A 21,931-nucleotide genomic window follows, 5' to 3' on the forward strand; every position below is an offset into this window, starting at 1 on the left:
TGGAGCAGGTGCAGGTGCAGGAACAGTCCCAGGGGCAGGAGCGGCGAGGCGGGCGGCTCCCGGTCCCCGGCGCGGGCGCCCCCGAGGACGACGTCGATCCCACCATGGCCAGGAACGCCGTCGACTGCCTCGACAAGCCCGGCCCCCGCACCCCCGCCGAACTGCTCGCCGAGCTCGCCGAGTTCGAGAAGGCGTCACCGTTGTTCGGTGCCACGGTCGCCGCCGCGCTCTACCACTGTGCCGCCTGGCCGCTGGCCCCGACGGGCCGGGCCGAACCGCTCACGGCTCCCGGCGCCCCGCCCATGGTGCTGGTCTCCTACGCCGTCGACCCGGCGACGCCGCTGGCCGGCGCCCGTGCCGTGCGGAAGAACCTGGGCGCGGGCTCCCTCGTCGTCCGCCAGGGCACCGGCCACTCCGCCTACGCCAGCGGATCGGACTGCACCGACGCGGCCGTGGACGCGTTCCTCGTCGAGGGCCGGCTGCCGCCGCCGAACGTGGAGTGCAGCGCCTGAGGCGCCGCCGAGCGGCGTCGCTCGCGCCGTACGACCAGCAGGGCCGCGTCGTCGGACAGCGGGCCGCCGGTGTGGACGCGCAGATCGGCGACCAGCCGGTCCACGAGCGCGTCGGGGGACAGCTCCGGCATGGCGGCCAGGCGTTCGGTCAGCGGGTAGAAGCGGCCGGACGCGTCACGGGCCTCGGTCACCCCGTCGGTGTAGAGCACCAGCAGGTCGCCCGGCACGAACGCGAAGCGGAGGGAGTGGTACGGGCCCGCGACCAGGTTCCGCAGCGCCAGCGGAGGGTCGGGCACCGGCGTGTCCACCTCCGTGACCCCTCCCGGGCGCCACAGCAGCGGCGGCAGGTGGCCGCAGTTCACCAGCTCCGTCGGCCCGTCGGATTCGGGCACGCCCAGCAGGACGGCCGTCACGAACTCCTCGCGGGCCCGGCGCCGCACCACCGTGGCGTCGAGGCGGCGGGCCACCGCGCCCAGGTCGGGCTCGACCTGGGCGGCCTCGCGGAAGGAGCCGAGCACGTCGGCGGCGGTCTCGATGGCGGACAGCCCCTTGCCCCGTACGTCGCCGACGAGCAGCCGGGTCCCGTACGGGGTGGCCAGCACCTCGTAGAGGTCGCCGCCCACGCGGGCCTCGGCGGCGGCCGCCAGGTAGCGCACCGCCACCCGCAGCCCGTCGATCCGCTCCGGCACCGGACGCAGCAGGGTGCGCTGGGCGGCCTCCGCCACCGAGCGCGAGTGCAGCAGCTCCCGCTCGCGGGTCGCGACGAGCACGACGTTGGCGGTGCTGACGCAGGTGATGGCCAGGACGGTGGCGCCCGCCGTGAGGTGGACGGCGAGCGGCACACCGGTGTCGGCGATGCCGAGCAGGGGGACGAAGGCGAGGGCGAGCAGGCCGACGGTCAGGGGGACGCGGGCGCGCCGGGTGCCGCCGACGCCGGCGAGCGCCGGGGCGGTGGCGAGGACGGGGGAGAACGTCAGCTGGGGGTTGGTCGCCAGATCCAGGACGACGGCCACGCCCAGCAGCGTGTAGGCGGCCAGGACGAGCAGGCGCGCGCTGCGCGGCAGCGGGGGAGGCACCTCGGGCGGCCGGTCGCGGCCTGGGTCTGGCTTCATGGTGGTTTCCCACCCTAGGTGGCCCGCGTCCGCCCGCAAGCGGACCGGCCGTGCGGCGCGATGGGTCGGACGGTGCGATGGAAGGACCGTATGCGGACGGGCGCAGCGGACCGCATGGCACAAACCGTCTTATGCCCAGAAAAAAGGACATTACTCCATAAAGGTGATCGCCGTCATCTTCGGCGGTGCGGTCCGGACGGGTCGCCGATGATGGCCGTTGTGAGCGGCATGGTGGACAAGGCGGAGACGCGCGACGTGCTGATCGTCGTGTACGACGGAGTGCAAATGCTGGACGTCGCCGGTCCCTTGGACGTCTTCGACCGGGCCGCGTCCGAGGCCGCGTCCGGGGCGGGGACCGGCTACCGCGTGCGGCTGGCCTCGCTGGGCGGCCGGCCGGTGGCCACCTCCGCCGACGCGCCGCTGGGCGTCTCCGCGGACCTCACCCGGGTCCGCAAGCCGCCGGACACGCTGATGGTGGCCGGCGGCCGGGGCTACGCCGCGGCCGCGGCCGACCGCGATCTGGTCCGGCACGTACGGCGGCTGTCCGCCGGCGCCCGGCGCACGGGGTCGGTGTGCACCGGGGCGTTCGTCCTGGCCGAGGCGGGTCTCCTCGACGGGCGCCGCGCCACCACGCACTGGGCGTTCTGCTCCGAACTGGCCGCCGGCTACCCGGCCGTCTCCGTGGAACCCGACGCCATCTTCGTCCGCGACGGCACGGTCGTCACCTCGGCCGGCGTGACCGCCGGCATCGACCTCACCCTGTCCCTGCTGGAGGACGACTTCGGCCCCGAACTGGCCCGGGCAGTCGCCAAGTTCCTCGTCGTCTTCATGCAGCGGCCCGGCGGTCAGTCCCAGTTCAGCACCTGGCTGCGCGCCGAGCCGCCGCGCGGCGGCGCCCTGCGCGAGCTCGTCGAGTCCATCGACGCCCGTCCCGCGGACGACCTGTCGGTGCCCGCGCTGGCCGCCCGGCTGGGCATGAGCAGACGGCACTTCAGCCGGCTCTTCAGCCAGCAGGTGGGCACCAGCCCGGGGGCCTACGTCGAACGGGCCCGGGTCGCCGCCGCGCGGGCCCTGCTGGAGAGCACGCCCGACAGCGTCGACGCCATCGCCGCACAGTGCGGCTTCGGCACGGTCGAGACGATGCGCCGCGCCTTCGTCCGCGAGGCCGGTGTGTCACCGGCCGCCTACCGCGACCGGTTCCGGCGGGGCTGACGCCGGTCAGGGCCTGACGCCGGCAGGGCCGGCTCCGCTCCACGGCCGCGCCCGCGTCACTCCGTCCCGGGGGCCTTCCGTCGGTCAGTACGGTCACCGCCCCCGTCGGGGCGAGGGCCGCCTGCGCTCTCGCCCGCGCTGCGGGTATCGCAGGTGTGCGTGTCCAGTTGGTCCAGATCCGCTCCTCGCGGCTCGACCACGGTTCCATGGTGCAATTCACGGATGGAATCGAAGGTCAATCCGGGGGAGGCGGCGCCGGTGGGCGGTGCGGGAGAAGCGCCGGTGCGCGGCGGGGCCGGGGGAGGGCCCGGCGGCGGCAAGGGCGGCGACCTGCACCTGGAGCTCTCCGACGGGCCGGGCGGCCGCCGCGGCGCGCTGATGCGCGCGCTGCGCGACGCCGTCCGCACGGGCCGGCTCGCCCCCGGCACCCGGCTGCCGCCCTACCGCACGCTCGCCGCCGACCTGGGCCTGGCCCGCAACACCGTCGCCGAGGCGTACGCCGAACTCGTCGCCGAAGGCTGGCTCACCGCCCGCCAGGGCTCCGGCACCCGCGTCGCGGACCGCGCGGAACCCACGCACTCCGGCCGGCCGCGCCGGCCCGCGACCTCCTTCCGCCCCCGGCGCCCCGTCCATGACCTGGTCCAGGGCACCCCGGACGCCTCCGCCTTCCCCCGCACCGCCTGGCTCGCCTCGGCCCGCCGCGCGCTGGCGGCCGCACCCCACGAAGCCTTCGGCCCCGGCGACCCCCGCGGCCGCACCGAACTGCGCCACGCCGTGGCCGAATACCTCGCCCGGGCCCGCGGCGTCCGGGCCGACCCCGCCCGCATCGTCGTCTGCTCGGGCTTCGCCAACGCCCTGCGCCTGCTGGGCCAGGTCATCGACGGCGCCGTCGCCGTGGAGTCGTACGGCCTGGGCTTCCACCGCTCCCTCCTCACGGCCGCCGGACGGGACACGCCCGTCCTTCCCATCGACGAACACGGGGCGCAGGTCCGCGAGTTGCCGGGCAGCGGCGCGGCGGCGGCGTTGCTGACCCCCGCGCACCAGTTCCCCACGGGCGGCCCGCTGCACCCCGCACGGCGGGCCGCGCTCATCGACTGGGCGCGCGCGGAGGGCGGAGTGGTCCTGGAGGACGACTACGACGGCGAGTTCCGCTACGACCGCCAGCCGGTCGGGGCCGTACAGGGCCTCGACCCGGAACGCGTGGTCTACATCGGCTCCGTCAGCAAGAGCCTCTCACCGGCCCTGCGCCTGGGCTGGATGGTGTTGCCGGGGCACTTGGTGGAAGCGGTGCTGGAGCGGAAGGGGGAGCGGGAGTCCTGGGCGAGCTCCCTGGAGCAGCTGACGCTCGCCGACTTCCTCGCGTCGGGCTCCTACGACCGCCACGTGCGCCGCATGCGCCGGATGTACCGCCGCCGGCGCGACCGGCTCGTCGCCGCGCTCGCCGAGCGCGCCCCGCATGTGCGGGTCACCGGCATTGCGGCCGGGCTGCACGCGGTGCTCGGCCTGCCGCCGGGCACCGAACGGTCCGTCGTCCAGGCCGCGGCCCGGCGGGGGCTGGCCGTCGAGGGTCTGGACCTGTACCGGCACGGGGAGGCGACGGGCGTACCGGGTGACGGTCTGGTCGTGGGCTACGGAACCCCGCCCGAACACGCCTTCGCCGGCGCGCTGAACGCCCTGTGCGAAGCGCTGCCGCCGCCGCCCTGAGCGGGGCGGCGGGCGCGGACGTGCCGAAGGCACCGCGGGGAGTGCGCGGTGCCTTCGGGGATCCGGGTGGTCGTCGCGGGTGCCGTGACCGGGGTCAGGCGCGCACGGTCCACCAGGCGCCGATGCCGTTGCAGCCGCCGGCCGAGTAGGTGGTGCTGCGGTAACCGGGCGGAATGGGCGAACCGGGGCAGGTCCAGATGCCGTTGCGCACGAGCTGGTGGTACCACGCGCCGACGTTGTCGCAGCCGGTGCGGTTGTAGCCGGTGACGACGTAGCCGGGCGGGATGGGGGAGCCGCCGCAGGTCCACCGGCCGTCACGGGCGAGCTCGTGGTACCAGGAGCCGATGCCGTTGCAGCCGAGGCGGTTGTGGTTGGTGATGACGTAGCCGGCCACGATCGGCGAGCCCGAGCAGGTCCATATTCCGTCGCGCACGGGCTCCTGGTACCAGGCCCCCGCGCCCCGGCAGCCGTTGCGGTCGTAGTTGGTGATGACGTACCCGTCCGGAACGGGCGCCCCGGAGCAGGACCACCCGCCCGCCGCGGCCTTCGCCGCGCCGCCGGTCGCAGCGGTCGCGGTGCCGGTGGCCGCGCCGGTGAGGACCGTCGCGATCATTGCGACGGCCCCTGCCAGGGCGGCGAACCTGCGGCGCACGGTCCCCATCGCCGCACGGCCGCGCCACAGTTGACGGAATCTGTTCAATGCACACCGGTCCTCTCGACATGCTCACGCGTTTCCCTGAAGTGAGCAAAAAGCAGTTGACAGTGGAACAAAGTTCGTCGTATTCGGTCTCGCGGGGGAAGAGTGCCACAGGCGGCCCGGCCTCACTACGGCCATTGGTGGAATGGGTGGGGCGGTGGCAGCTTGCTGCCACGCGGCAGGTCATTGGAGGGCGCCGGCGGGCATCGCGCGGGAGCGGGGCGCCGAGCACCCCCCATTGGTACAGTGTAGAGAACTTTGCAGTGCATCACGTTGACCTGGGAGACCTGATGGCATCCGACAGCGCCGACATCAAGGCATGGCTCGACACCGTCACCATCGATCCGGCCGTGCGCGCCCTGCGGCCGGACTACCGCGCCCTGGTGCTCGCCGCCGAGGGCCTGCAGCCCGGGCCCAGCGACGAGACGAGCGAGAAGGTGCTCGCCGCCGCCGAACGGTCCGCGCGCGAGTGGCTCGCGGAGCTGCCGGCCGAGGACCACCCGCACCTGGCCGCCTGGCGCGAGGCGTTCCGCTCCTTCGGCGCCAAGCCCCAGCGCACGCGGCCCAGCGCGGAGGCGCTGCTGCGCCGCGCCGGGGCCGGGCTGCCGCGCGTCGACCGGCTCACCGACCTCTACAACGCGATCTCCGTCGCCCATGTCGTGCCGCTCGGCGGCGAGGACCTCGACCACTACGCCGGACCGGCCCGGCTGGTCCGCGCCACCGGCGACGAGCCCTTCGTGACGACGGCCGGGGGTGAGGCGGTGGTGGAGCACTGCCCGCCCGGCGAGGTCGTCTGGCGCGACGACGAGGGCGTCACCTGCCGCCGCTGGAACTGGCGGCAGTGCACCCGCACCCGCCTCACGCTCGCCACGACCCGGGCGGTGTTCGTCCTGGACGCCCTCGGCCCGCTGGGGGACGCCGAACTGACCGCCGCCGGGGACGCGCTGAGAGAGGCGCTCGTCGCGAGCAGCCCGGGGGCCGCGGTCGCCGCACGGCTGGTGCGCTGAACCCGCGGGGGGGGGGCGGGTGGACGCCCCGCCCCCCGTAACGCCTATGCCGTCATCGGCTCCTCGCCGTGGTCCAGCCCCTCGACGCACGCGTCCGCCAGGGCGTCCAGGGGCAGGCCCAGCGTTCTCGCGAGGGCGGTGACCGTGAAGAAGGCGGGCGTCGGAGCCCGGCCCGTCTCGATCTTGCGCAGGGTCTCGGCGGACAGCCCGGCCCGGGCCGCCACCTCCACCATGCTGCGGTCGCCGCGCGCCTCCCGCAGCAGCGCGCCCAGGCGCTCGCCGCGCTGTCGCTCCCACGGGGTCAAAGGAGTTCTCACCATGACCGTGATACTAATACCGGTATAAGAATTGGCGCGTACGTCTTGTGCGTACGTCTCGGGTGGGGAGTCGGCAGACATGGTGGAGATCAAGACGGACGAGGCCCTGAAGGCCATGCGCGAGGCGGGCCGCGTCGTGGCCCGGGCCCTGGCGGCCGTACAGGAGGCCGCGGCGGTCGGCGTCACCCTGCAGGAGCTGGACGGGGTGGCGCGGGACGTGCTGGCCGACGCCGGGGCGACCTCCCCGTTCCTCGGCTACCGCCCCTCGTTCGCCCCCGTGCCCTTCCCCGCCGTCATCTGCGCCTCGGTCAACGACGCCATCGTGCACGGCATCCCCGACGGCTACCGGCTGCGCGACGGCGACCTGGTGAGCATCGACTGCGGTGCCGTCCTCGACGGCTGGGCCGGCGACGCCGCCGTCAGCTTCACCGTCGGCACGCCCGACCCGGCCGACCTGGCCCTCATCGAGACCACCCGGCAGGCGCTCGACGCCGGCATAGCCGCGGCGGTCGTCGGCAACCGTGTCGGGGACATCTCGCACGCCGTCGGGGGCGTCGCCCGTGCCGCTCGCCGGGGCCTTCCCGCAGACCTGGGCGGGCACGGCATCGGGCGCCGGATGCACGAGGAGCCGCACGTGGCCAACGCGGGGCGGCCGCACCGCGGATTCCGCCTGCAGCACGGGCTGGTCCTGGCCATCGAACCGATGCTCATGGCCGGCGGCCGCGACGACTACCGCGTCGACCCCGACGGCTGGACCCTGCGCACCGTCGACGGCAGCCGCGCCGCGCACGTCGAGCACACCGTCGCCATCACCGAGGACGGGCCGCGCATCCTCACCCTGTTGTAAGCCTCCGCGCCCCCGCCGTAAGACTTTCGTCATCGGATTTCCGGATCCTGCCGGGCCCGCCGGGTGTTCTCAACGGGTGAGAGCGGAGCACGGCTTCAGGAGGCGGAAATGGGACGCGTACGACGGCTGCTGACCAGGCCCATCGTCATGGTGGTACTGGCGCTGGGCGTGCTGGCGGTGGGTGTGGGGGTGTACTGGTTCCAGCCCTGGAAGCTCTGGGTCGACGAGACGGTGCGCGAGTCCGCCCCGGTGTCCACCGGCGGCCCGGGGGCGCCGTCGGGCGGGGTGCGGACCCTGGCGGCCGGCGAACTGATCAGCCACGAGCACACCACGAGCGGCAGGGTGCGGATCCTGCAGCTCCCGGACGGCAGCCGCACGCTCCGTCTGGAGAACCTCGACACCAGCAACGGCCCGGACCTGCGGGTCCTGATCACGGACGCCCCGGTGAAGCAGGGCCGGGCCGGCTGGTACGTGTTCGATGACGGCGCTCACGTCAGCCTCGGCAAGCTCAAGGGCAACAAGGGCGACCAGAATTACGCCCTGCCCGCCGGCCTCGACCTCAACCGCTACACCAGCGTGAGCATCTGGTGCGACCGCTTCGACGTCTCCTTCGGTGCGGCACCGCTGGCGCCTACGCGGGCGTGACCTCCGTCGACGCGGCCACGGGGGCGTTGCCGGAGACCGTGCAGGCGACGGTCACGCCGAAGACGTGGACCGAGGCGTTGCCCGGCGCGAACGTGGCGGTACCGGCGGCATCGAGCTGTACGGACGCGACGCCGCCGGTCAGTGTGACGGTGGAACCGCTCGGGATGCGGCCGGGGTTGGTGAACCCGGTGGCCGTCACGCTGCCGGATCCGGCGCCGCCGAGGGTGATCTCCATCTCGCCGGTCACGCCGTTCGCGGGGACGCCGATGGGCACCGTCAGTGCCGTGGTGACCTCCACGGTGAGGTCGGCGGTGCCGCCCTGCGGCACGGTGGCCGGGGCCGTCATCGTGACCTGCAGGGGCTGGGCGCCGTCGGGGGCGCCGGGGCCGGTGCAGGTGTAGTCGACGGACACGGGGTCGGCCGCCGCGGCCGGTGGTGCGCCGAGTGCGGTGCCGCCGCTCGCCAGCGCGGCGACGAAGGCCAGGCTCGTCAGGGTCCGCTTGCGTCGTCTGTCCAGACCGCTTGAGGTGGGCATCGACGTGCTCCCTTGGTGGGGTGTGATGTGAACACGTCATGAGTTGCACCGGGTGGCGGAGAAGTCAACACGGCCCTGGTGCGGACCTGCCCGCGGAAGCGGTTATCGGACACCTGTGCCGCCTGGCATAGGGTTCAGGCATGGAGACTCAGGAGACGGTACGGGTCGACAGCTGGATCTGGTCCGTACGGCTCACGAAGACGCGCTCGATGGCCGCCTCGGCCTGCCGGGCCGGCCACGTCCGCGTCAACGGCGAACGGGCCAAGCCCGCCCAGACGCTCAAGGCCGGGGACGAGGTCCGGCTGCGGCACGCCGGCCGCGAGCGGATCGTCGTCGTCCAGCGCCTGGTCCGCAAGCGCGTCGGCCCGCCCGTGGCCGCCGCATGCTTCCTCGACAACTCCCCGCCCCCGCCCGCGCGCGAGGCCGCGGCCCCGGCCGGCCTGCGCGACCGCGGCACGGGCCGCCCCACCAAGCGCGACCGCCGCGAGATGGAACAGCTGCGCGGGCACTGAGGGACGGGCCGCCCGGTCGGACCGTACGAGCCGAAGCGGACCGTACGGTCCGGAGCTGCGCCGCGGGATCGAAAAGGGGCGAAAAGTCGTGTCTGTGACAGGGATCGGTCGTTAGGGCGGGCATGACGAAGCGCATGGCAGCCGCCGCCGTTCTCACCGCCGCGGCCCTCCTCCTCCCTGCGGGCGCCGCCTCGGCCGTGTCCGCGCCCGGTGTTCTCGCCTCCCAGCTGCTCGCCCCCGGCCCGGACGAGGGATCCGCCGGCCAGGAGGGGCAGGAGCAGGGCGGCATGGAGGGTCACGAAGGACAGGGCGGCCCGTACCAGCAGGCCGGCGGGCCGTTGGACCCCGTCATCGGGCTGCTCACCCAGGTCACGGGCCTTCTGCCCCACTAGGCAGCACCGCGGGCACGGCCGTCAGGCGGTAGCCGCGCTTGGTCACGGTGCGCACCAGGTGCGCGTACGGGCCCAGGGCCGTGCGCAGGCGGGCCACCGCCGCCTCCACGGCGTGCCCGTCCGGGTGCTGTCCGGCGGGGCCGGGCCACACGCGACGCAGCAGGTCGGCGCGGCTGAGCACCGTGCCCGGCTGTTCCGCCAGCGCCCGGAGCACGGCCGCCGGCAGGGGCGGCAGCAGCAGGGTGCGGCCGCCGGCCAGGACCGCCGTGCCCTGCAGCACCAGCGGGCCGTCCGGGGTGTCGAGCTCGCGCCGGCAGCGGTCCGTGAGCTCGCGCGCGAGGGTGCGGACCAGGGAGCCCAGCCGGCCGCGCTCCGGCCACACGCACGGGACCCCCGCGCTCAGCAGCGGCCGGGCGCAGATCGGGCCGATGCACACCGGCAGCACGTCCCCGCGCAGGGCGTCGAGCACCTCCGCCCGGCGCCCGCACGACTCCGCGGCCGTCAGGAACGCGTCGATGGCGGGGGCGCTGGTGAACGGCAGCGCGTGTACCTCCCGTCGTACGGTCTGCTCGGCGAGCCTGCGCAGCGCCGCCGGGTCCTCGGGCGGGCCCCACCGGTAGACCGGCACCGTGACGACGTCGGCACCCGCCGCCCGCAGCGCCGCCGTGAACTCCGGCAGCGGAGCGCCGTGTTCCTGCACGGCGACGCGCCGCCCCCGCACATCGCGGGCCAGCAGCCAGGCCAGGACGTCGTCCAGGGCCTCCGACTCCGGAGCGTGGGCCTCGCGCAGCCCGCACGCGCGCAGCGCGCCCGCGGCCTTCGGCCCGCGGCTGACCAGCACCGCCTCCCGGCACGCCGCCAGCAGGCGGCCGCCCGTGCCCCAGCCCTCCACCGCGCTCATCCAGCCCCGCCAGCCCACCCCGGTCGTGGCCACCACGTAGTCCAGCCCTCCGGCCAGGGCGGATTCGGTGGCCTCGTACAGCAGGCGGTCGTCGGAGAGCGGCACCATCCGCAGGGCGGGCGCGGCGACGACCGTGGCACCCCGCCGCTGCAGCAGGGCCGTCAGTTCGTCGCGGCGCCGGTCCGCCGTGACGCCGACGGTGAAACCGACCAGTGCCCCGGGTGGTGCTGTGCTCATGGGCAGAGGGTTGCGGAGCGTCGTTAAGACGCGGTTGCGCGCACGTCACGGGGACGTAAGCCCACGGCCTCTCCGTATACGGCCACGTGTCGTGCCGCGCACATCCCGCCCCCGCCCGGGTGCGCGGCATGTGCGGCCCCCGCAACACGACCGTCGCACCGGCGTAACGGCCCGGCGCGACGCTTACCGGCATGGCCCCCGCCCCGTCCCCCACCCCCACCGACACCCACTGTCCGTACTGCTCCCTGCAGTGCGGCATGCGGCTGCGCCCCGTCGCCCCGGCCGCCCCCGGCGAGCCGGCCGTGGCCGTCGAGGAGCGCCCGGACTTCCCCGTCAACGAAGGCGCCCTGTGCGGCAAGGGCGACAACGCCGCCGCGGTGCTCTCCGCCCATGTCCGGCTGACCACGCCCCTGGTCCGGGACCGCCGCACCGGCCGGCTGCGCGAGGCGACCTGGCCCGAGGCCCTCGACCGGGCCGCCCGGGGCCTGGCCGCCACCGCCGAACGCCACGGACGCGACGCCGTCGGCGTCTTCGGCGGCGGCGGCCTCACCAACGAAAAGGCGTACCTCCTCGGTAAGTTCGCCCGCGTCGTGCTGCGCACCCCGAACATCGACTACAACGGCCGGTTCTGCATGTCCTCCGCCGCCGCGGCCCAGCGCCGGGCGTTCGGCCTCGACCGCGGGCTGCCCTTCCCGCTGGAGGACGTCGCCCGCACCGGCTGCCTCGTCCTCGTCGGCGCCAACCCCGCCGACACCATGCCGCCCGCCGTGCGCCACCTGCGCGCCCTGCGCGAGGCCGGCGGGCGCCTGATCGTCGTCGACCCGCGGCGCACCCGCACCGCCGAACTCGCCGACCTGCACCTGCGGCCCCGCCCCGGCACCGACCTCGCCCTCGCCCTCGGCCTGCTCCACCTCGTCATCGCCGACGGCCGCGTCGACGAGACGTTCGTCGCCGACCGCACCAGCGGCTACGAGCGCGCCCGCACCGTGGCCATGGCGCACTGGCCCGAGCGCGTCGAACGCATCACGGGCGTGATCGTGGAACACATGCGGCAGGCCGTGGCCCTGTTCTGCGACGCCCCCACCGGCATGGTGCTCACCGCCCGCGGCGGCGAACAGCACAGCAAGGGCGTCGACACCGTCGGCGCCTGGATCAACCTGTGCCTGGCCACCGGCCGGGCCGGCCGCCCCCGCTCCGGATACGGCTGCCTCACCGGCCAGGGCAACGGCCAGGGCGGCCGCGAACACGGACAGAAGGCCGACCAGTTGCCCGGCTACCGCGCCATCGACGACCCCACCGCCCGGGCCCACGTCGCCGCCGTCTGGGGCGTCGACCCCGACGACCTGCCCGGACCGGGGCGGTCGGCGTACGAGCTCCTGGACACCGCAGGCACCCCCGGCGGCGTCCGCGCCCTGCTCCTCATGGGCTCCAACCCCGTCGTCTCCGCCCCGCACGCCGGCCACGTCACCGAACGGCTGCGCGCCCTCGACCACCTCGTCGTCTGCGACGTCGTGCTCTCCGAGACCGCCGAACTCGCCGACGTCGTCCTGCCGTCGGCCCAGTGGGCCGAGGAGGACGGCACCATGACCAACCTCGAAGGCCGCGTCATCCTGCGCCGGGCCGCCCTCGCCCCGCCCCCCGGTGTCCGCACCGACCTGGCCGTCCTGCACGCCCTCGCCGCACGGCTGGGCACCGACAAGGGGTTCCCCGAGGACGCCGAGGAGGTCTTCGACGAGCTCGGCAGGGCATCGGCCGGCGGCCAGGCCGACTACTCCGGCATCACCTACTCCCGCATCGCCGCCGACAACGGCGTCTTCTGGCCCTGCCCCGCCACCGACGACCCGCCGGACCATCCGGGCACGCCCCGGCTCTTCCTCGACCGCTTCGCCACCCCCGACGGCCGCGCCCGCTTCGCCGACGCCGGCCACCGGCCCGCCGCCGAGGAACCCGACGCCGACTACCCGCTGCGCCTGACCACCGGCCGCGTCCTCGCCCAGTACCAGAGCGGCGCCCAGACCCGCCGGACCGCAGCCCTCCACCGCGCCGCACCCGGGCCCTTCGTCGAGCTGCACCCCCGCCTCGCAGCCCGCCTGGGCGTCACCGACGGCGACGAGCTGACCGTCACCAGCCGCCGCGGACGGGCCACGGCACCGGCCCGCGTCACCACCGCCGTCCGGCCCGACACCGTGTTCATGCCCTTCCACTGGCCCGGCGCCGGCCGCGCCAACACCCTGACCAACCCCGCACTCGACCCCGTCTCGCGCATGCCCGAGTTCAAGGTGTGCGCCGTGCGGGTGGAGAAGGCCCCCACCGGGGAGCGGTCATGACGCCCCGCACCGCGCGGCCGCTGCGCATCGCCGTCGCCGGAGCCGGCATGGCCGCGGCCCGCCTCGCCCAGCAGACCCTCGCCCAGGCACCGCCCGGCACCGTCCGCATCACCCTGTACGGGCGGGAAGCCCGGGCACCCTACAACCGCACCCTGCTCACCGGCGTCCTCACCGGCCGCTACGCCCCCGCCGGCCTCGCCCTCCCCACGGGGACCGCCACCGTGCACCGGGCCACCGACGTCGTCGCCTTCGACCCGGCCGTCCGGACGCTGCGCACCTCCACCGGCGAGACGGCCCCCTACGACGTCCTCGTCCTGGCCACGGGCGCCGAACCGGTCCTCCCCGCCGGCCTGCACCCGCACGGGACGCCCGGCACCGGCCATGACGCGCCCCTGCGCGGCGTGCACACCCTGCGCACCCTCGACGACTGCGCCCGCCTCGGCGAGGACGCCCGGCACGCCGGCCGGGCCGTCGTCGTGGGCGGCGGCGTCCTGGGCGTCGGCACCGCCCTCGCGCTGGCCGCCCGCGGCCTGCCCGTCCACCTCCTGCACCGGGCCCCGCACCTGATGGAACACCACCTGGACGCCGGGGCCGCCGCCACCGTGCGCCGCGGCCTCGAAGAGGCGGGCGTACGGGTACGGACCGGCCACGCCGTCACCGCCCTGCACGGCGGGCGGCGCGTCACCGGGGCCGAACTGGCCGACGGCAGCCGCCACGACGCCGACCTGGCCGTCCTCGCCTGCGGCGTCCGCCCCCGCACCGCCCTCGCCCGGGCCGCGGGACTGCCGGTGCGCACCGGCATCGTCGTCGACGACCGCCTGGCCACCTCCGCCCCCGGCGTGTACGCCATCGGCGACTGCGCCGAGCACCGGGGCACCGTCCACGGCCGCGCCGAGGCGGCCTGGGAACAGGCCGACGTCCTCGCCGCCCGCCTGTCCGGAGCCCGTCCGCAGGCCCGCTACCGCGGCTCCTTCGCCCGGCTGCGGCTGCGCGCCGGCGCCCTGGACGTCGCGGCGCTCGGCGACTGCACCGGCGGGGGCGGTCCGGACACCGACAGCGTCCGCCTGGCCGACGCCACCCGCGGCACCTACAAGAAGCTCGTGCTGCGCGGCAGCGAGCTCGTCGGCGCGCTCCTCGTCGGCGACCTCACCCCGCTCGGGGACCTCACCGACGCCTGCGAACGGGGCGAGCCCGTACCGCCCGACCCCCTCCACCTGCTCATGACGGAAGGAGCCTCCCCGTGAGGGACCACCACCCGCATCTGGTGCTCATCGGCCACGGCATGGCCGGCCAGCACTTCCTCCAGGCCCTCGTCGGCCGGGGCCCGGCCGCCTGGCGGATCACCGTGCTCGCCGAGGAACCGCGCCCCGCCTACGACCGGGTCAGGCTCACCTCCTGGTTCACCGGCACCACCGCCGACGAACTGTCCCTGTGGCCGCCCGGCTTCGCCGACGAACACGGCATCGACCTCACGCTCGACGACCCGGCCACCGCCATCGACCGCACGGCCCGGACCGTCACCACCCGCTCCGGACGCACCGTGCCGTACGACGCGCTCGTGCTGGCCACCGGCTCCCGGCCCTTCGTGCCGCCCGTCCCCGGCCACGACACCCCCGGCTGCTTCGTCTACCGCACCATCGAGGACCTCGAAGCGATCCGCGCCCGCGCCGGCGCGGTGGGCACCGGGGCCGTCGTGGGCGGCGGGCTGCTCGGCCTGGAGGCCGCCGGCGCCCTGCGCGCCATGGGCCTGGAGACCCACGTCGTGGAGTTCGCGCCCCGGCTGATGGCCGTCCAGGTCGACGAGGGCGGCGGCGCCACGCTCCGCCGCAAGATCGAGGAACTGGGCGTGGCCGTGCACACCGGCGCCGGCGCCGCCGGCATCGAGGCCGGCGCCGACGGCACCGTCAGCGGCATGACCCTCACCGACGGCGGCCGGATCGACACCGGCCTCGTCGTCTTCTCGGCGGGCGTCCGCCCCCGCGACGAGCTCGCCCGCGCCTGCGGGCTGCCCGTCGGCGAGCGCGGCGGCATCGTCGTCGACGAGGCGTGCCGCACCGCCGACCCGCACGTCCTGGCCATCGGCGAGTGCGCCCAGGCCGCCGACGGCCGCGTCTACGGCCTCGTCGCCCCCGCCTACGCCATGGCCGAGACCGCCGCCGCCGCGCTCGCCGGCGACGCGGCCGCCTTCACCGGCGCGGACCTCGCCACCAAGCTCAAGCTCCTCGGGGTCGACGTCGCCAGCTTCGGCGACGCCCACGGCACCGGCGAGGGCGCCCTCGAAGTGCTGTACGCCAACAGCCGCGAGGGCGTGTACAAGAAGCTGGTCGTCGGCCCCGACGGCCGCCTCCTCGGCGGGGTCCTCGTCGGCGACACCGACTCCTTCGACGTGCTGCGGCCGCTCGCCGCGGCGGGCACCCCCCTCACCACGCCCCCCGAACACCTCGTGCTGCCGGCCTCCGCGGACGGCCCGCCCGGCCCGCCGACCCTGCCGGACGAGGCGGTCGTCTGCTCCTGCCACAACGTCTCCAAGGCCACCCTGCGCGCCGCGGTCACCGACGGCGGCTGCACGGACGTGGCCGCCGTCAAGCGCTGCACCAAGGCCGGCACCGGCTGCGGATCCTGCGTCAAGATGATCGGCACCATCGTCGGCGAGGAACTCGCCTCGCTCGGCACCCCCGTCGACCGCGGACTGTGCGAGCACTTCGCACACCCCCGTGCCGAACTCTTCGAGATCGTCCGCGTCAAGGGCATCACCACCTTCTCCCGCCTCCTCGACGAGCACGGCCGCGGCGGCGAGGGCTGCGACGTCTGCAAGCCCGCCGTCGGCTCCATCCTCGCCACCCTCAACCCCGAGCTCGGCAACTCCGTGCACATCCTCGACGGCGAACAGGCCGCCCTGCAGGACACCAACGACCACTTCCTCGCCAACCTCCAGCGCAACGGCTCCTACTCCGTCGTCCCCCGCGTCCCCGGCGGCGAGATCACCCCCGCCGGCCTCATCACCATCGGCGAGATCGCCCGCGACTTCGGCCTCTACACCAAGATCACCGGCGGTCAGCGCATCGACATGTTCGGCGCCACCGTCGACCAGCTCCCCCTCATCTGGCGCCGCCTCGTGGACGCCGGCTTCGAGTCCGGCCACGCCTACGGCAAGTCCCTGCGCACCGTGAAGTCCTGCGTCGGGCAGACCTGGTGCCGCTACGGCGTCCAGGACTCCGTGGCCCTCGCCATCGAGCTGGAGCTGCGCTACCGCGGCCTGCGCTCCCCGCACAAGATCAAGGCCGCGGTCAGCGGCTGCGCCCGCGAGTGCGCCGAGGCGCAGAGCAAGGACTTCGGCGTCATCGCCACCTCCGCCGGCTGGAACCTCTACGTCGGCGGCAACGGCGGCATGACCCCCCGCCACGCCGACCTCCTCCTCACCGACGCCGACCACGCCACCCTCATCCGCACCATCGACCGCTTCCTGATGTTCTACATCCGCACCGCCGACCGCCTGGAACGCACCGCACCCTGGGTCGAACGCCTGGAGGGCGGCCTCGGCCACCTCCGGGACGTCATCGTCGACGACTCGCTGGGCATCTGCGCCGAACTCGACGCGCTGATGGCCCGGCACACCAGCACCTACCAGGACGAGTGGCGCGCCACCCTGGAGGACCCCGAACGCCTCCGCCGCTTCGTCTCGTTCGCCAACGCCCCCGGCACCCCCGACCCCACCGTGCGCTTCCTGCCCGAACGCGGCCAGATCCGCCCGGCCCGCGCACACGAACTGGCAGAGGTGGGCACGCCATGAGCACCGCCGACGACGCACGCACCGTCGAGATCGACGCCGGCGGCGGCTGGACGGCCGTCTGCGGCTACGACGACCTCCTGCCCGGCCGCGGGGTGACCGTCCTGGTCGACGGCCGGCAGGTGGCGCTCTTCCGCGACCGCGGGGGAGAGGTCTACGCGGTGGACAACCGCGACCCGTTCAGCGGGGCGCACGTCATCTCCCGCGGCATCATCGGCAGTCGCGGCGGGGTGCCCGTCGTGGTCTCGCCCATGTACAAGCAGGTCTTCGACCTGCGCTCGGGCGCCTGCCTCGACGAGGACGCCGCCCCGGACGCCGCCCCCGCCGCGCTGCCTGTGTGGCCCGTGCGCCTCGCCGCGGCCCGTCCCCGGCGCGTCGACGACTGGCGGCCGGAGGACCCGGTCTTCTGGGAGACCACCGGCGCCCGCGTCGCCCGCCGCAACCTCGTCCACTCGGTCCTGTGCGAGCACATCGGCTTCTCCGTGTGGAGCCTGTGGTCCGTCCTCGTGCTCTTCCTCGGGCCCGAGTACGGCATCGACCCGGCCGGCAAGTTCGTGCTCACCGCCGTGCCCACCCTCGTCGGAGCGACGCTCCGGCTGCCCTACACCGTCGCGGTGGCCGTCTTCGGCGGCCGCACCTGGACGGTCGTCAGCGCCCTCGCCCTGCTGATCCCCGCCGGACTCACCGCCTGGGTGCTGGAGCCGGGCGTGTCCTACACGACCCTGCTCCTCGTGGCGTCCGTCGCGGGCCTGGGCGGCGGCAACTTCGCCTCCTCCATGGCCAACATCAACACCTTCTACCCCCAGCGCCTCAAGGGCCGCGCCCTGGGCATCAACGCCGGGGGCGGCAACCTCGGCGTGCCCGCCGTCCAGCTGCTCGGCCTGCTGGTCCTCACCGCCGCGGGCGCCGGCCACCCCCGGATCGTCCCGCTGGTCTACCTGCCGCTGATCGTCCTGGTGGCCGTGGCGGCGGCCCTGCGCATGGACAACCTCGCCCGCGTCCGCCCCGACGGCCGGCCCCTGCGCGAGGTGAGCCGCAACCCGCACGCCTGGGCGATGTCCGTGCTCTACATCGGCACCTTCGGCTCGTTCATCGGCTTCGGATTCGCCTTCGGCCAAGTCCTGCTCGTGCAGTTCCCGGACGCCTTCCCCACCCCCCTGCGGGCCGCCTCGCTGACCTTCCTCGGGCCGCTGCTCGGCTCCCTCGTCCGGCCCGTGGGCGGCCTCCTCGCCGACCGGTGGGGCGGCGCGCGCGTCACCTTCTGGAACTTCACCGCCATGGCGGTGAGCACCGCGCTGGTCCTGCTGGCCTCGCAGCGCGGCTCGTTGCCGCTGTTCCTGACGGGCTTCGTGCTGCTCTTCCTCTTCAGCGGCATCGGCAACGGCTCGACGTACAAGATGATCCCGGGCATCTTCCGCCGCGCCGCACAGCGCTGGACGGCGCAGGGAACGGACGCCCGGACCGCCGAGGAACGCTCCCACCGGCACGCCAACGCGCTCATGGGCATCGCCGGGGCGGTCGGAGCCCTCGGCGGCGTGCTGATCAACCTCGCCTTCCGCCAGGCGTTCCTGACCCAGGGCACGGGCGAGACCGCCTACCTCGCCTTCCTCGCCCTGTACCTGCTGTGCCTGGGCCTCACCTGGGCGGTCTACCTGCGGGGCGACGCCCGGCGCGTGTGAACGCCCCGGCACCCGTTCCCCGGCCGGGCCCGCTCACGGGGCCCGCTCGGGGAACACCGGTGCCGCCCAGCCCGGCGGCTCCGGGGGTGTCGCCGGCGGGGGAGGCGGGCCCTCTCCCGCGCGCCGCAGCGCGGTCACGAACGCCAGACAGCTGTCGTACCGGTCGTCCGGGGCCTTGGCCAGCGCCGCCGTCAGCACGTCGTCGACGCCGTCCGGAAGCTCCGGCCGGTGCTCGGAGAGCCGTGGTGGCGCTTCGTACTGGTGTGCGTAGTACAGCGCCCTGTCGTCGTCGCGCCGGAACGGCGGGGTGCCCGTCAGCATCTCGAACACCACGCACGCCAGACTGTAGACGTCGCAGCGCCCGTCGACCGGCTTGCCGGCGATCTGCTCCGGGGCGGCGTAGTCCAGGGTGCCGACGACCAGACCCACCCGGGTGAAGCCGGTCAGCGAGAGCGACTTCTTCGTCAGCCCGAAGTCCGTCAGGTAGACGTGCTCGGGGTGGTCGCTGTCGGTGCCCTTCGCCACGAGGATGTTGCCCGGCTTGACGTCGCGGTGCACCAGGTCGTGCGCGTGGGCGGCGTCCAGGGCGGACGCGACCTGGCCGGCGATCCGCAGAGCCTTGGCCAGGGGCAGCGGCGCCTCGCGGGCCAGCAGGGCGGCCAGGTCCTGGCCGGCCACGTAACACATGGCGATGTACAGCTTGCCCTCGGCCTCCCCGGCGTCGAACACCGGGACGATGTGCGGATGATCGATGGCGGCGGCCACCCGCGACTCCTGCGCGAAGCGCTTGCGGAAGGTCTCGTTGCGGGCGATCTCCGGGGACATCAGCTTGAGGGCGACCGTGCGCTCCAGCCGCAGGTCGGTGGCGCGGTAGACGGTCGCCATGCCGCCACGGCCGATCTCGTTCTCCAGCCGGTAGACGCCGATCTGCCGGCCGATCATCGCCGCCGGATCGGTGCCGGGCGAGGCTTCCGGGCGGGTGGGGTAGTCACCCGGATCCGCAGTCATGACCCCTCACCGGAACCGTGCGGCGGCGGGCTCTGCCCGCCTCCGCTCAGCCGCGTGGGCTGCGTGGAGACCGGTCCGGGGGCGGGCGCGGCGGGGGGCGCCCCGGCCGCGGAGCCGGCGGACGCGGCGGGGGCCGGGGATGCGGCGGGGGCCGGGGCCGGCTTCCGCGCGGCGAGGGTGGTCATGGCCGTGCCGTCGCAGTAGCACCACTGGTCGTGCTCGGCGTCGTAGAGCCAGACCGCCTCCCCGTCGACCACCACCCCGATCCGCAGCCCCTGTGTGGTGCCGTGGAAGGCTCCGGCATCCGTGCGGCCGGCCGCGAGCTCCTCCACCGCGGCCCGGTACTGCCCGAGCCTCTCCTCGGCCAGGGCCAGCAGGCGCCGGGCGTCGGCGGTGCGCACGAGCGGGCCGCTCGCCCCGGGCGGGTTCTGCGGGAGCGGGACGAGCAGCCGGGCGTCGACCCAGGCGGACCAGCCGTTGGAGCACAGCACCTGTCCCCAGTCGCCGAGCCGGCTCAGCAGCTGCACGGGCAGCAGCGGGTCCATCGGCACGCTGGGCACGGTCGGGTCGGGGGACGCCCAGGCGTCCAGTCCGTCCTTCGGCACGATATGGGTCGGGTCGAAGCCGGGCGTCCGGGGGGTGGCGCCGTAGGGGCCTGCTGCTGCGCTCATGGGCCGCTCACTTCCGCATCACGGCGGGCTCTTGGCGGCGCAGCAGCCGGGCGATCAGAAGGCCGATGACGACCGACAGGACCACCATCATGCCCATGTCGAGCAGCCAGACGGCGGCCGTGTGGTCGAAGAGCGGGTCGGTGGTCACCTTGCCCGGCACCAGGCGTTCGAGGTCGACGGTGCTGCCCATCGCGGCCAGGGCCCAGCGCGCGGGCACCAGCCACGACAGCTGTTCCAGCCCGGGCACGCCGTGCAGCTTGAGCAGGGCCCCGCAGAAGACGACCTGCACGATGGCGAGGAGCACCAGCAGCGGCATGGTGACCTCCTCCTTGCGCACCAGCGCCGAGACCAGCAGGCCCGTCATCATGGACGTGAACGACAGCAGCGCCACGGCCAGGGCGATCTCGGCCAGCGGTGGCAGCAGCACGCCCCTGCCTCCCGGCGCGCCGGTGTCCACCCCGGCCAGTCCGACCAGGGTCAGCACGACCGCCTGGACGACCGTGATCAGGCCGAGCACCAGGACCTTGGACATCACATAGGCCGACCGGGACAGGCCGACCGCCCGTTCTCTCCGGTAGATGACGCGTTCCTTGACCAGTTCGCGCACGGCGTTGGCGGCGCCCGTCAGCACCCCGCCCACGCACAGGATCAGCAGCGCGTTCATGGCCGACTCGGCCGTGAGCCGGCTGCCCGCCAGGGCCCGAGCCATCGCGCCCATGACGAACGGCAGCGCGATCATGATGGCCAGGAAGGTCCGGTCGGCGCTCAGGGCGGCGGCGTAGCGGCGCATCAGGGTGCGCAGCTGGGCGCCCCAGCTCTGGGCCTTGACCGGTTCCAGGGCGGGCGGGGCCGCCGCTGCGCCGCCCAGCCGCGGCTGCTCGCTGGCGGCCGTGATGTAGCGGTCGTACTGCGGGGAGGCGCGGTATTCGCCCGCCCAGTCGCGGTCGCGGTCGTTCTCGAACGCCTCGAACGCCTCGGGCCATTGCGTGAAGCCGAAGAAGTCGAGGGTGTCCCGGGGCGGCCCGTAGAACGCGGTGCGTCCGCCCGGTGCGAGCACCAGGAGCCGGTCGCACACGTCCAGGCTCAGCACGCTGTGCGTGACGACGATGACCGTGCGGCCGTCGTCCGCGAGGGTGCGGAGCATGGTCATCACCGAGCGGTCCATGCCCGGGTCGAGGCCGGAGGTCGGCTCGTCGAGGAAGAGCAGCGACGGCTTGGTCAGCAGCTCCAGCGCCACGCTGACGCGCTTGCGCTGGCCGCCGGAGAGGCTGTGGATGGGCTGGCGCGCACGCTGTTCCAGCCCCAGTTCGCCGATCACCTCGTCGACGCGGGCCTCCCGCTCGGCCTTCGCGGTGTCGCCGGGGAAGCGCAGCTCGGCGGCGTAGCGCAGGGCGCGGCGGACGCTGAGCTGGGCGTGCAGGATGTCGTCCTGCGGCACGAGGCCGATGCGCGCCCTGAGCTCGGCGTAGTCCCGGTACAGGTCGCGCCCGTCGTAGAGCACGGTGCCCCGGTCGGCCGGGCGCTGCCCGGTCAGGGCGTTGAGCAGGGTCGACTTGCCGGCGCCGCTCGGTCCCACGACGGCGAGCAGGTACTTCGCCCGCACGGGGAAGGAGACGTCGTCCAGGAGCGTCTTGCGTCCCTTGTCGACCCGGACGGAGAGTTCCTGGACGTCGAGGGAGACCTCGCCGGTGTCGACGAACACCTGCAGCTGGTCGCCGACCAGGATGAAGTCGGAGTGGCCGATGCCGACGATGTCCCCGGGGGCGACGGGGCCGCGCCGCACGGCGCGGCCGTTGAGGTAGGTGCCGTTGTGGCTGCCGACGTCCACG

The 21,931-nt window shown here is 74.8% G+C and carries 20 protein-coding genes; 12 read left to right on the top strand and 8 right to left on the bottom strand.

Annotated elements, in window-relative coordinates; translation table 11 throughout:
* Positions 1 to 512 (top strand): alpha/beta hydrolase (locus LE181_RS28890; RefSeq protein WP_225664463.1); only part of this gene is annotated, 512 nt, incomplete at its 5' end.
* Here the strand turns inward: LE181_RS28890 and LE181_RS28895 are convergent.
* Positions 419 to 1,624: a PP2C family protein-serine/threonine phosphatase gene (locus tag LE181_RS28895; protein ID WP_225664464.1), complete on the bottom strand. Its 1,206-nt coding sequence runs from the start codon at positions 1,622 to 1,624 to the stop codon at positions 419 to 421. The genes LE181_RS28890 and LE181_RS28895 overlap by 94 nt on opposite strands.
* A gap of 228 nt (positions 1,625 to 1,852) precedes the next feature.
* Here LE181_RS28895 and LE181_RS28900 point away from each other — a divergent pair, with 228 nt between their 5' ends.
* On the top strand, positions 1,853 to 2,836 hold the full coding sequence (locus LE181_RS28900) for a GlxA family transcriptional regulator (RefSeq protein WP_225664482.1): 984 nt from the start codon (positions 1,853 to 1,855) through the stop codon (positions 2,834 to 2,836).
* 222 nt (positions 2,837 to 3,058) lie between these two features.
* Positions 3,059 to 4,540: a MocR-like pyridoxine biosynthesis transcription factor PdxR gene (pdxR, locus tag LE181_RS28905; RefSeq protein WP_225664465.1), complete on the top strand. Its 1,482-nt coding sequence runs from the start codon at positions 3,059 to 3,061 to the stop codon at positions 4,538 to 4,540.
* Between the two features lie 94 nt (positions 4,541 to 4,634).
* Here the strand turns inward: pdxR and LE181_RS28910 are convergent, their stop codons facing one another.
* Complete coding sequence (locus LE181_RS28910; RefSeq protein WP_225664466.1) at positions 4,635 to 5,240, bottom strand: hypothetical protein; 606 nt, start codon at positions 5,238 to 5,240, stop codon at positions 4,635 to 4,637.
* A 287-nt stretch (positions 5,241 to 5,527) separates the two neighbouring features.
* Between LE181_RS28910 and LE181_RS28915 the strand changes: the two genes are divergently transcribed.
* Positions 5,528 to 6,244 (top strand): B3/B4 domain-containing protein, encoded by a 717-nt coding sequence (locus LE181_RS28915; protein WP_225664467.1) that lies wholly within the window; start codon positions 5,528 to 5,530, stop codon positions 6,242 to 6,244.
* A 44-nt stretch (positions 6,245 to 6,288) separates the two neighbouring features.
* On the opposite strand, the gene LE181_RS28920 is transcribed toward LE181_RS28915, so the two are convergent.
* Positions 6,289 to 6,564 (bottom strand): helix-turn-helix domain-containing protein, encoded by a 276-nt coding sequence (locus LE181_RS28920; protein ID WP_225664468.1) that lies wholly within the window; start codon positions 6,562 to 6,564, stop codon positions 6,289 to 6,291.
* Positions 6,565 to 6,640: 76 nt separating this feature from the next.
* On the opposite strand from LE181_RS28920, the gene map reads away from it, so the two are divergent.
* Positions 6,641 to 7,408: a type I methionyl aminopeptidase gene (map, locus tag LE181_RS28925; RefSeq protein WP_225664469.1), complete on the top strand. Its 768-nt coding sequence runs from the start codon at positions 6,641 to 6,643 to the stop codon at positions 7,406 to 7,408.
* Between the two features lie 108 nt (positions 7,409 to 7,516).
* Positions 7,517 to 8,053: a DM13 domain-containing protein gene (locus tag LE181_RS28930; protein WP_225664470.1), complete on the top strand. Its 537-nt coding sequence runs from the start codon at positions 7,517 to 7,519 to the stop codon at positions 8,051 to 8,053.
* On the opposite strand, the gene LE181_RS28935 is transcribed toward LE181_RS28930, so the two are convergent.
* Positions 8,040 to 8,588, bottom strand: coding sequence for a hypothetical protein (locus tag LE181_RS28935; protein WP_225664471.1), 549 nt, complete (start codon positions 8,586 to 8,588; stop codon positions 8,040 to 8,042). The genes LE181_RS28930 and LE181_RS28935 overlap by 14 nt on opposite strands.
* A gap of 140 nt (positions 8,589 to 8,728) precedes the next feature.
* Between LE181_RS28935 and LE181_RS28940 the strand changes: the two genes are divergently transcribed.
* Together LE181_RS28940 and LE181_RS28945 are read left to right on the top strand one after the other, a co-directional pair.
* Positions 8,729 to 9,100, top strand: a complete 372-nt coding sequence (locus LE181_RS28940; RefSeq protein ID WP_225664472.1) for an RNA-binding S4 domain-containing protein — start codon at positions 8,729 to 8,731, stop codon at positions 9,098 to 9,100.
* A gap of 122 nt (positions 9,101 to 9,222) precedes the next feature.
* Positions 9,223 to 9,492 (top strand): hypothetical protein, encoded by a 270-nt coding sequence (locus LE181_RS28945; RefSeq protein WP_225664473.1) that lies wholly within the window; start codon positions 9,223 to 9,225, stop codon positions 9,490 to 9,492.
* Here the strand turns inward: LE181_RS28945 and LE181_RS28950 are convergent.
* Entirely contained in the window at positions 9,470 to 10,630 is a 1,161-nt protein-coding gene (locus LE181_RS28950) for a uroporphyrinogen-III synthase (protein WP_225664474.1), read from the bottom strand. The two genes, LE181_RS28945 and LE181_RS28950, sit on opposite strands and share 23 nt — an antisense overlap.
* A gap of 191 nt (positions 10,631 to 10,821) precedes the next feature.
* On the opposite strand from LE181_RS28950, the gene LE181_RS28955 reads away from it, so the two are divergent.
* From LE181_RS28955 to nirD, 4 genes are read left to right on the top strand one after another with little or no spacing between them, the layout of a single operon-like run.
* Positions 10,822 to 12,957 (top strand): molybdopterin oxidoreductase family protein, encoded by a 2,136-nt coding sequence (locus LE181_RS28955; RefSeq protein ID WP_225664475.1) that lies wholly within the window; start codon positions 10,822 to 10,824, stop codon positions 12,955 to 12,957.
* On the top strand, positions 12,954 to 14,201 hold the full coding sequence (locus tag LE181_RS28960) for an NAD(P)/FAD-dependent oxidoreductase (RefSeq protein ID WP_225664476.1): 1,248 nt from the start codon (positions 12,954 to 12,956) through the stop codon (positions 14,199 to 14,201). The genes LE181_RS28955 and LE181_RS28960 overlap by 4 nt, the downstream gene beginning before the upstream one ends.
* A 38-nt stretch (positions 14,202 to 14,239) precedes the next feature.
* The gene (nirB, locus tag LE181_RS28965) at positions 14,240 to 16,747 is read left to right on the top strand and encodes a nitrite reductase large subunit NirB (RefSeq protein WP_263869542.1); all 2,508 of its coding nucleotides are present in this window, start codon (positions 14,240 to 14,242) and stop codon (positions 16,745 to 16,747) included.
* The gene (gene nirD, locus LE181_RS28970) at positions 16,744 to 18,423 is read left to right on the top strand and encodes a nitrite reductase small subunit NirD (RefSeq protein ID WP_225664478.1); all 1,680 of its coding nucleotides are present in this window, start codon (positions 16,744 to 16,746) and stop codon (positions 18,421 to 18,423) included. Before nirB ends, nirD begins: the two co-directional genes overlap by 4 nt.
* 33 nt (positions 18,424 to 18,456) lie before the next feature.
* On the opposite strand, the gene LE181_RS28975 is transcribed toward nirD, so the two are convergent.
* The 3 genes from LE181_RS28975 to LE181_RS28985 form a co-directional block, all read right to left on the bottom strand.
* Positions 18,457 to 19,431: a serine/threonine-protein kinase gene (locus LE181_RS28975; protein WP_225664479.1), complete on the bottom strand. Its 975-nt coding sequence runs from the start codon at positions 19,429 to 19,431 to the stop codon at positions 18,457 to 18,459.
* Positions 19,428 to 20,102, bottom strand: coding sequence for a hypothetical protein (locus tag LE181_RS28980; protein WP_225664480.1), 675 nt, complete (start codon positions 20,100 to 20,102; stop codon positions 19,428 to 19,430). The genes LE181_RS28975 and LE181_RS28980 overlap by 4 nt, the downstream gene beginning before the upstream one ends.
* A 7-nt stretch (positions 20,103 to 20,109) precedes the next feature.
* Positions 20,110 to 21,931 (bottom strand): ABC transporter ATP-binding protein/permease (locus LE181_RS28985; protein ID WP_225664481.1); only part of this gene is annotated, 1,822 nt, incomplete at its 5' end.

It is taken from the genome of Streptomyces sichuanensis, assembly GCF_020328095.1.
In the GTDB taxonomy this organism is placed as follows: Bacteria; Actinomycetota; Actinomycetes; order Streptomycetales; family Streptomycetaceae; genus Streptomyces; species Streptomyces cinnamoneus.

Bases quoted from the DNA above. Each gene is read 5' to 3' on its own strand.
- LE181_RS28895 (WP_225664464.1), bottom strand. From the start codon at position 1,624: ATGAAGCCAGACCCAGGCCGCGACCGGCCGCCCGAGGTGCCTCCCCCG.
- LE181_RS28900 (WP_225664482.1), top strand. From the start codon at position 1,853: ATGGTGGACAAGGCGGAGACGCGCGACGTGCTGATCGTCGTGTACGAC.
- pdxR (WP_225664465.1), top strand. From the start codon at position 3,059: ATGGAATCGAAGGTCAATCCGGGGGAGGCGGCGCCGGTGGGCGGTGCG.
- LE181_RS28915 (WP_225664467.1), top strand. From the start codon at position 5,528: ATGGCATCCGACAGCGCCGACATCAAGGCATGGCTCGACACCGTCACC.
- LE181_RS28920 (WP_225664468.1), bottom strand. From the start codon at position 6,564: ATGGTGAGAACTCCTTTGACCCCGTGGGAGCGACAGCGCGGCGAGCGC.
- map (WP_225664469.1), top strand. From the start codon at position 6,641: ATGGTGGAGATCAAGACGGACGAGGCCCTGAAGGCCATGCGCGAGGCG.
- LE181_RS28930 (WP_225664470.1), top strand. From the start codon at position 7,517: ATGGGACGCGTACGACGGCTGCTGACCAGGCCCATCGTCATGGTGGTA.
- LE181_RS28935 (WP_225664471.1), bottom strand. From the start codon at position 8,588: ATGCCCACCTCAAGCGGTCTGGACAGACGACGCAAGCGGACCCTGACG.
- LE181_RS28940 (WP_225664472.1), top strand. From the start codon at position 8,729: ATGGAGACTCAGGAGACGGTACGGGTCGACAGCTGGATCTGGTCCGTA.
- LE181_RS28945 (WP_225664473.1), top strand. From the start codon at position 9,223: ATGACGAAGCGCATGGCAGCCGCCGCCGTTCTCACCGCCGCGGCCCTC.
- LE181_RS28950 (WP_225664474.1), bottom strand. From the start codon at position 10,630: ATGAGCACAGCACCACCCGGGGCACTGGTCGGTTTCACCGTCGGCGTC.
- LE181_RS28955 (WP_225664475.1), top strand. From the start codon at position 10,822: ATGGCCCCCGCCCCGTCCCCCACCCCCACCGACACCCACTGTCCGTAC.
- LE181_RS28960 (WP_225664476.1), top strand. From the start codon at position 12,954: ATGACGCCCCGCACCGCGCGGCCGCTGCGCATCGCCGTCGCCGGAGCC.
- nirB (WP_263869542.1), top strand. From the start codon at position 14,240: ATGGCCGGCCAGCACTTCCTCCAGGCCCTCGTCGGCCGGGGCCCGGCC.
- nirD (WP_225664478.1), top strand. From the start codon at position 16,744: ATGAGCACCGCCGACGACGCACGCACCGTCGAGATCGACGCCGGCGGC.
- LE181_RS28975 (WP_225664479.1), bottom strand. From the start codon at position 19,431: ATGACTGCGGATCCGGGTGACTACCCCACCCGCCCGGAAGCCTCGCCC.
- LE181_RS28980 (WP_225664480.1), bottom strand. From the start codon at position 20,102: ATGAGCGCAGCAGCAGGCCCCTACGGCGCCACCCCCCGGACGCCCGGC.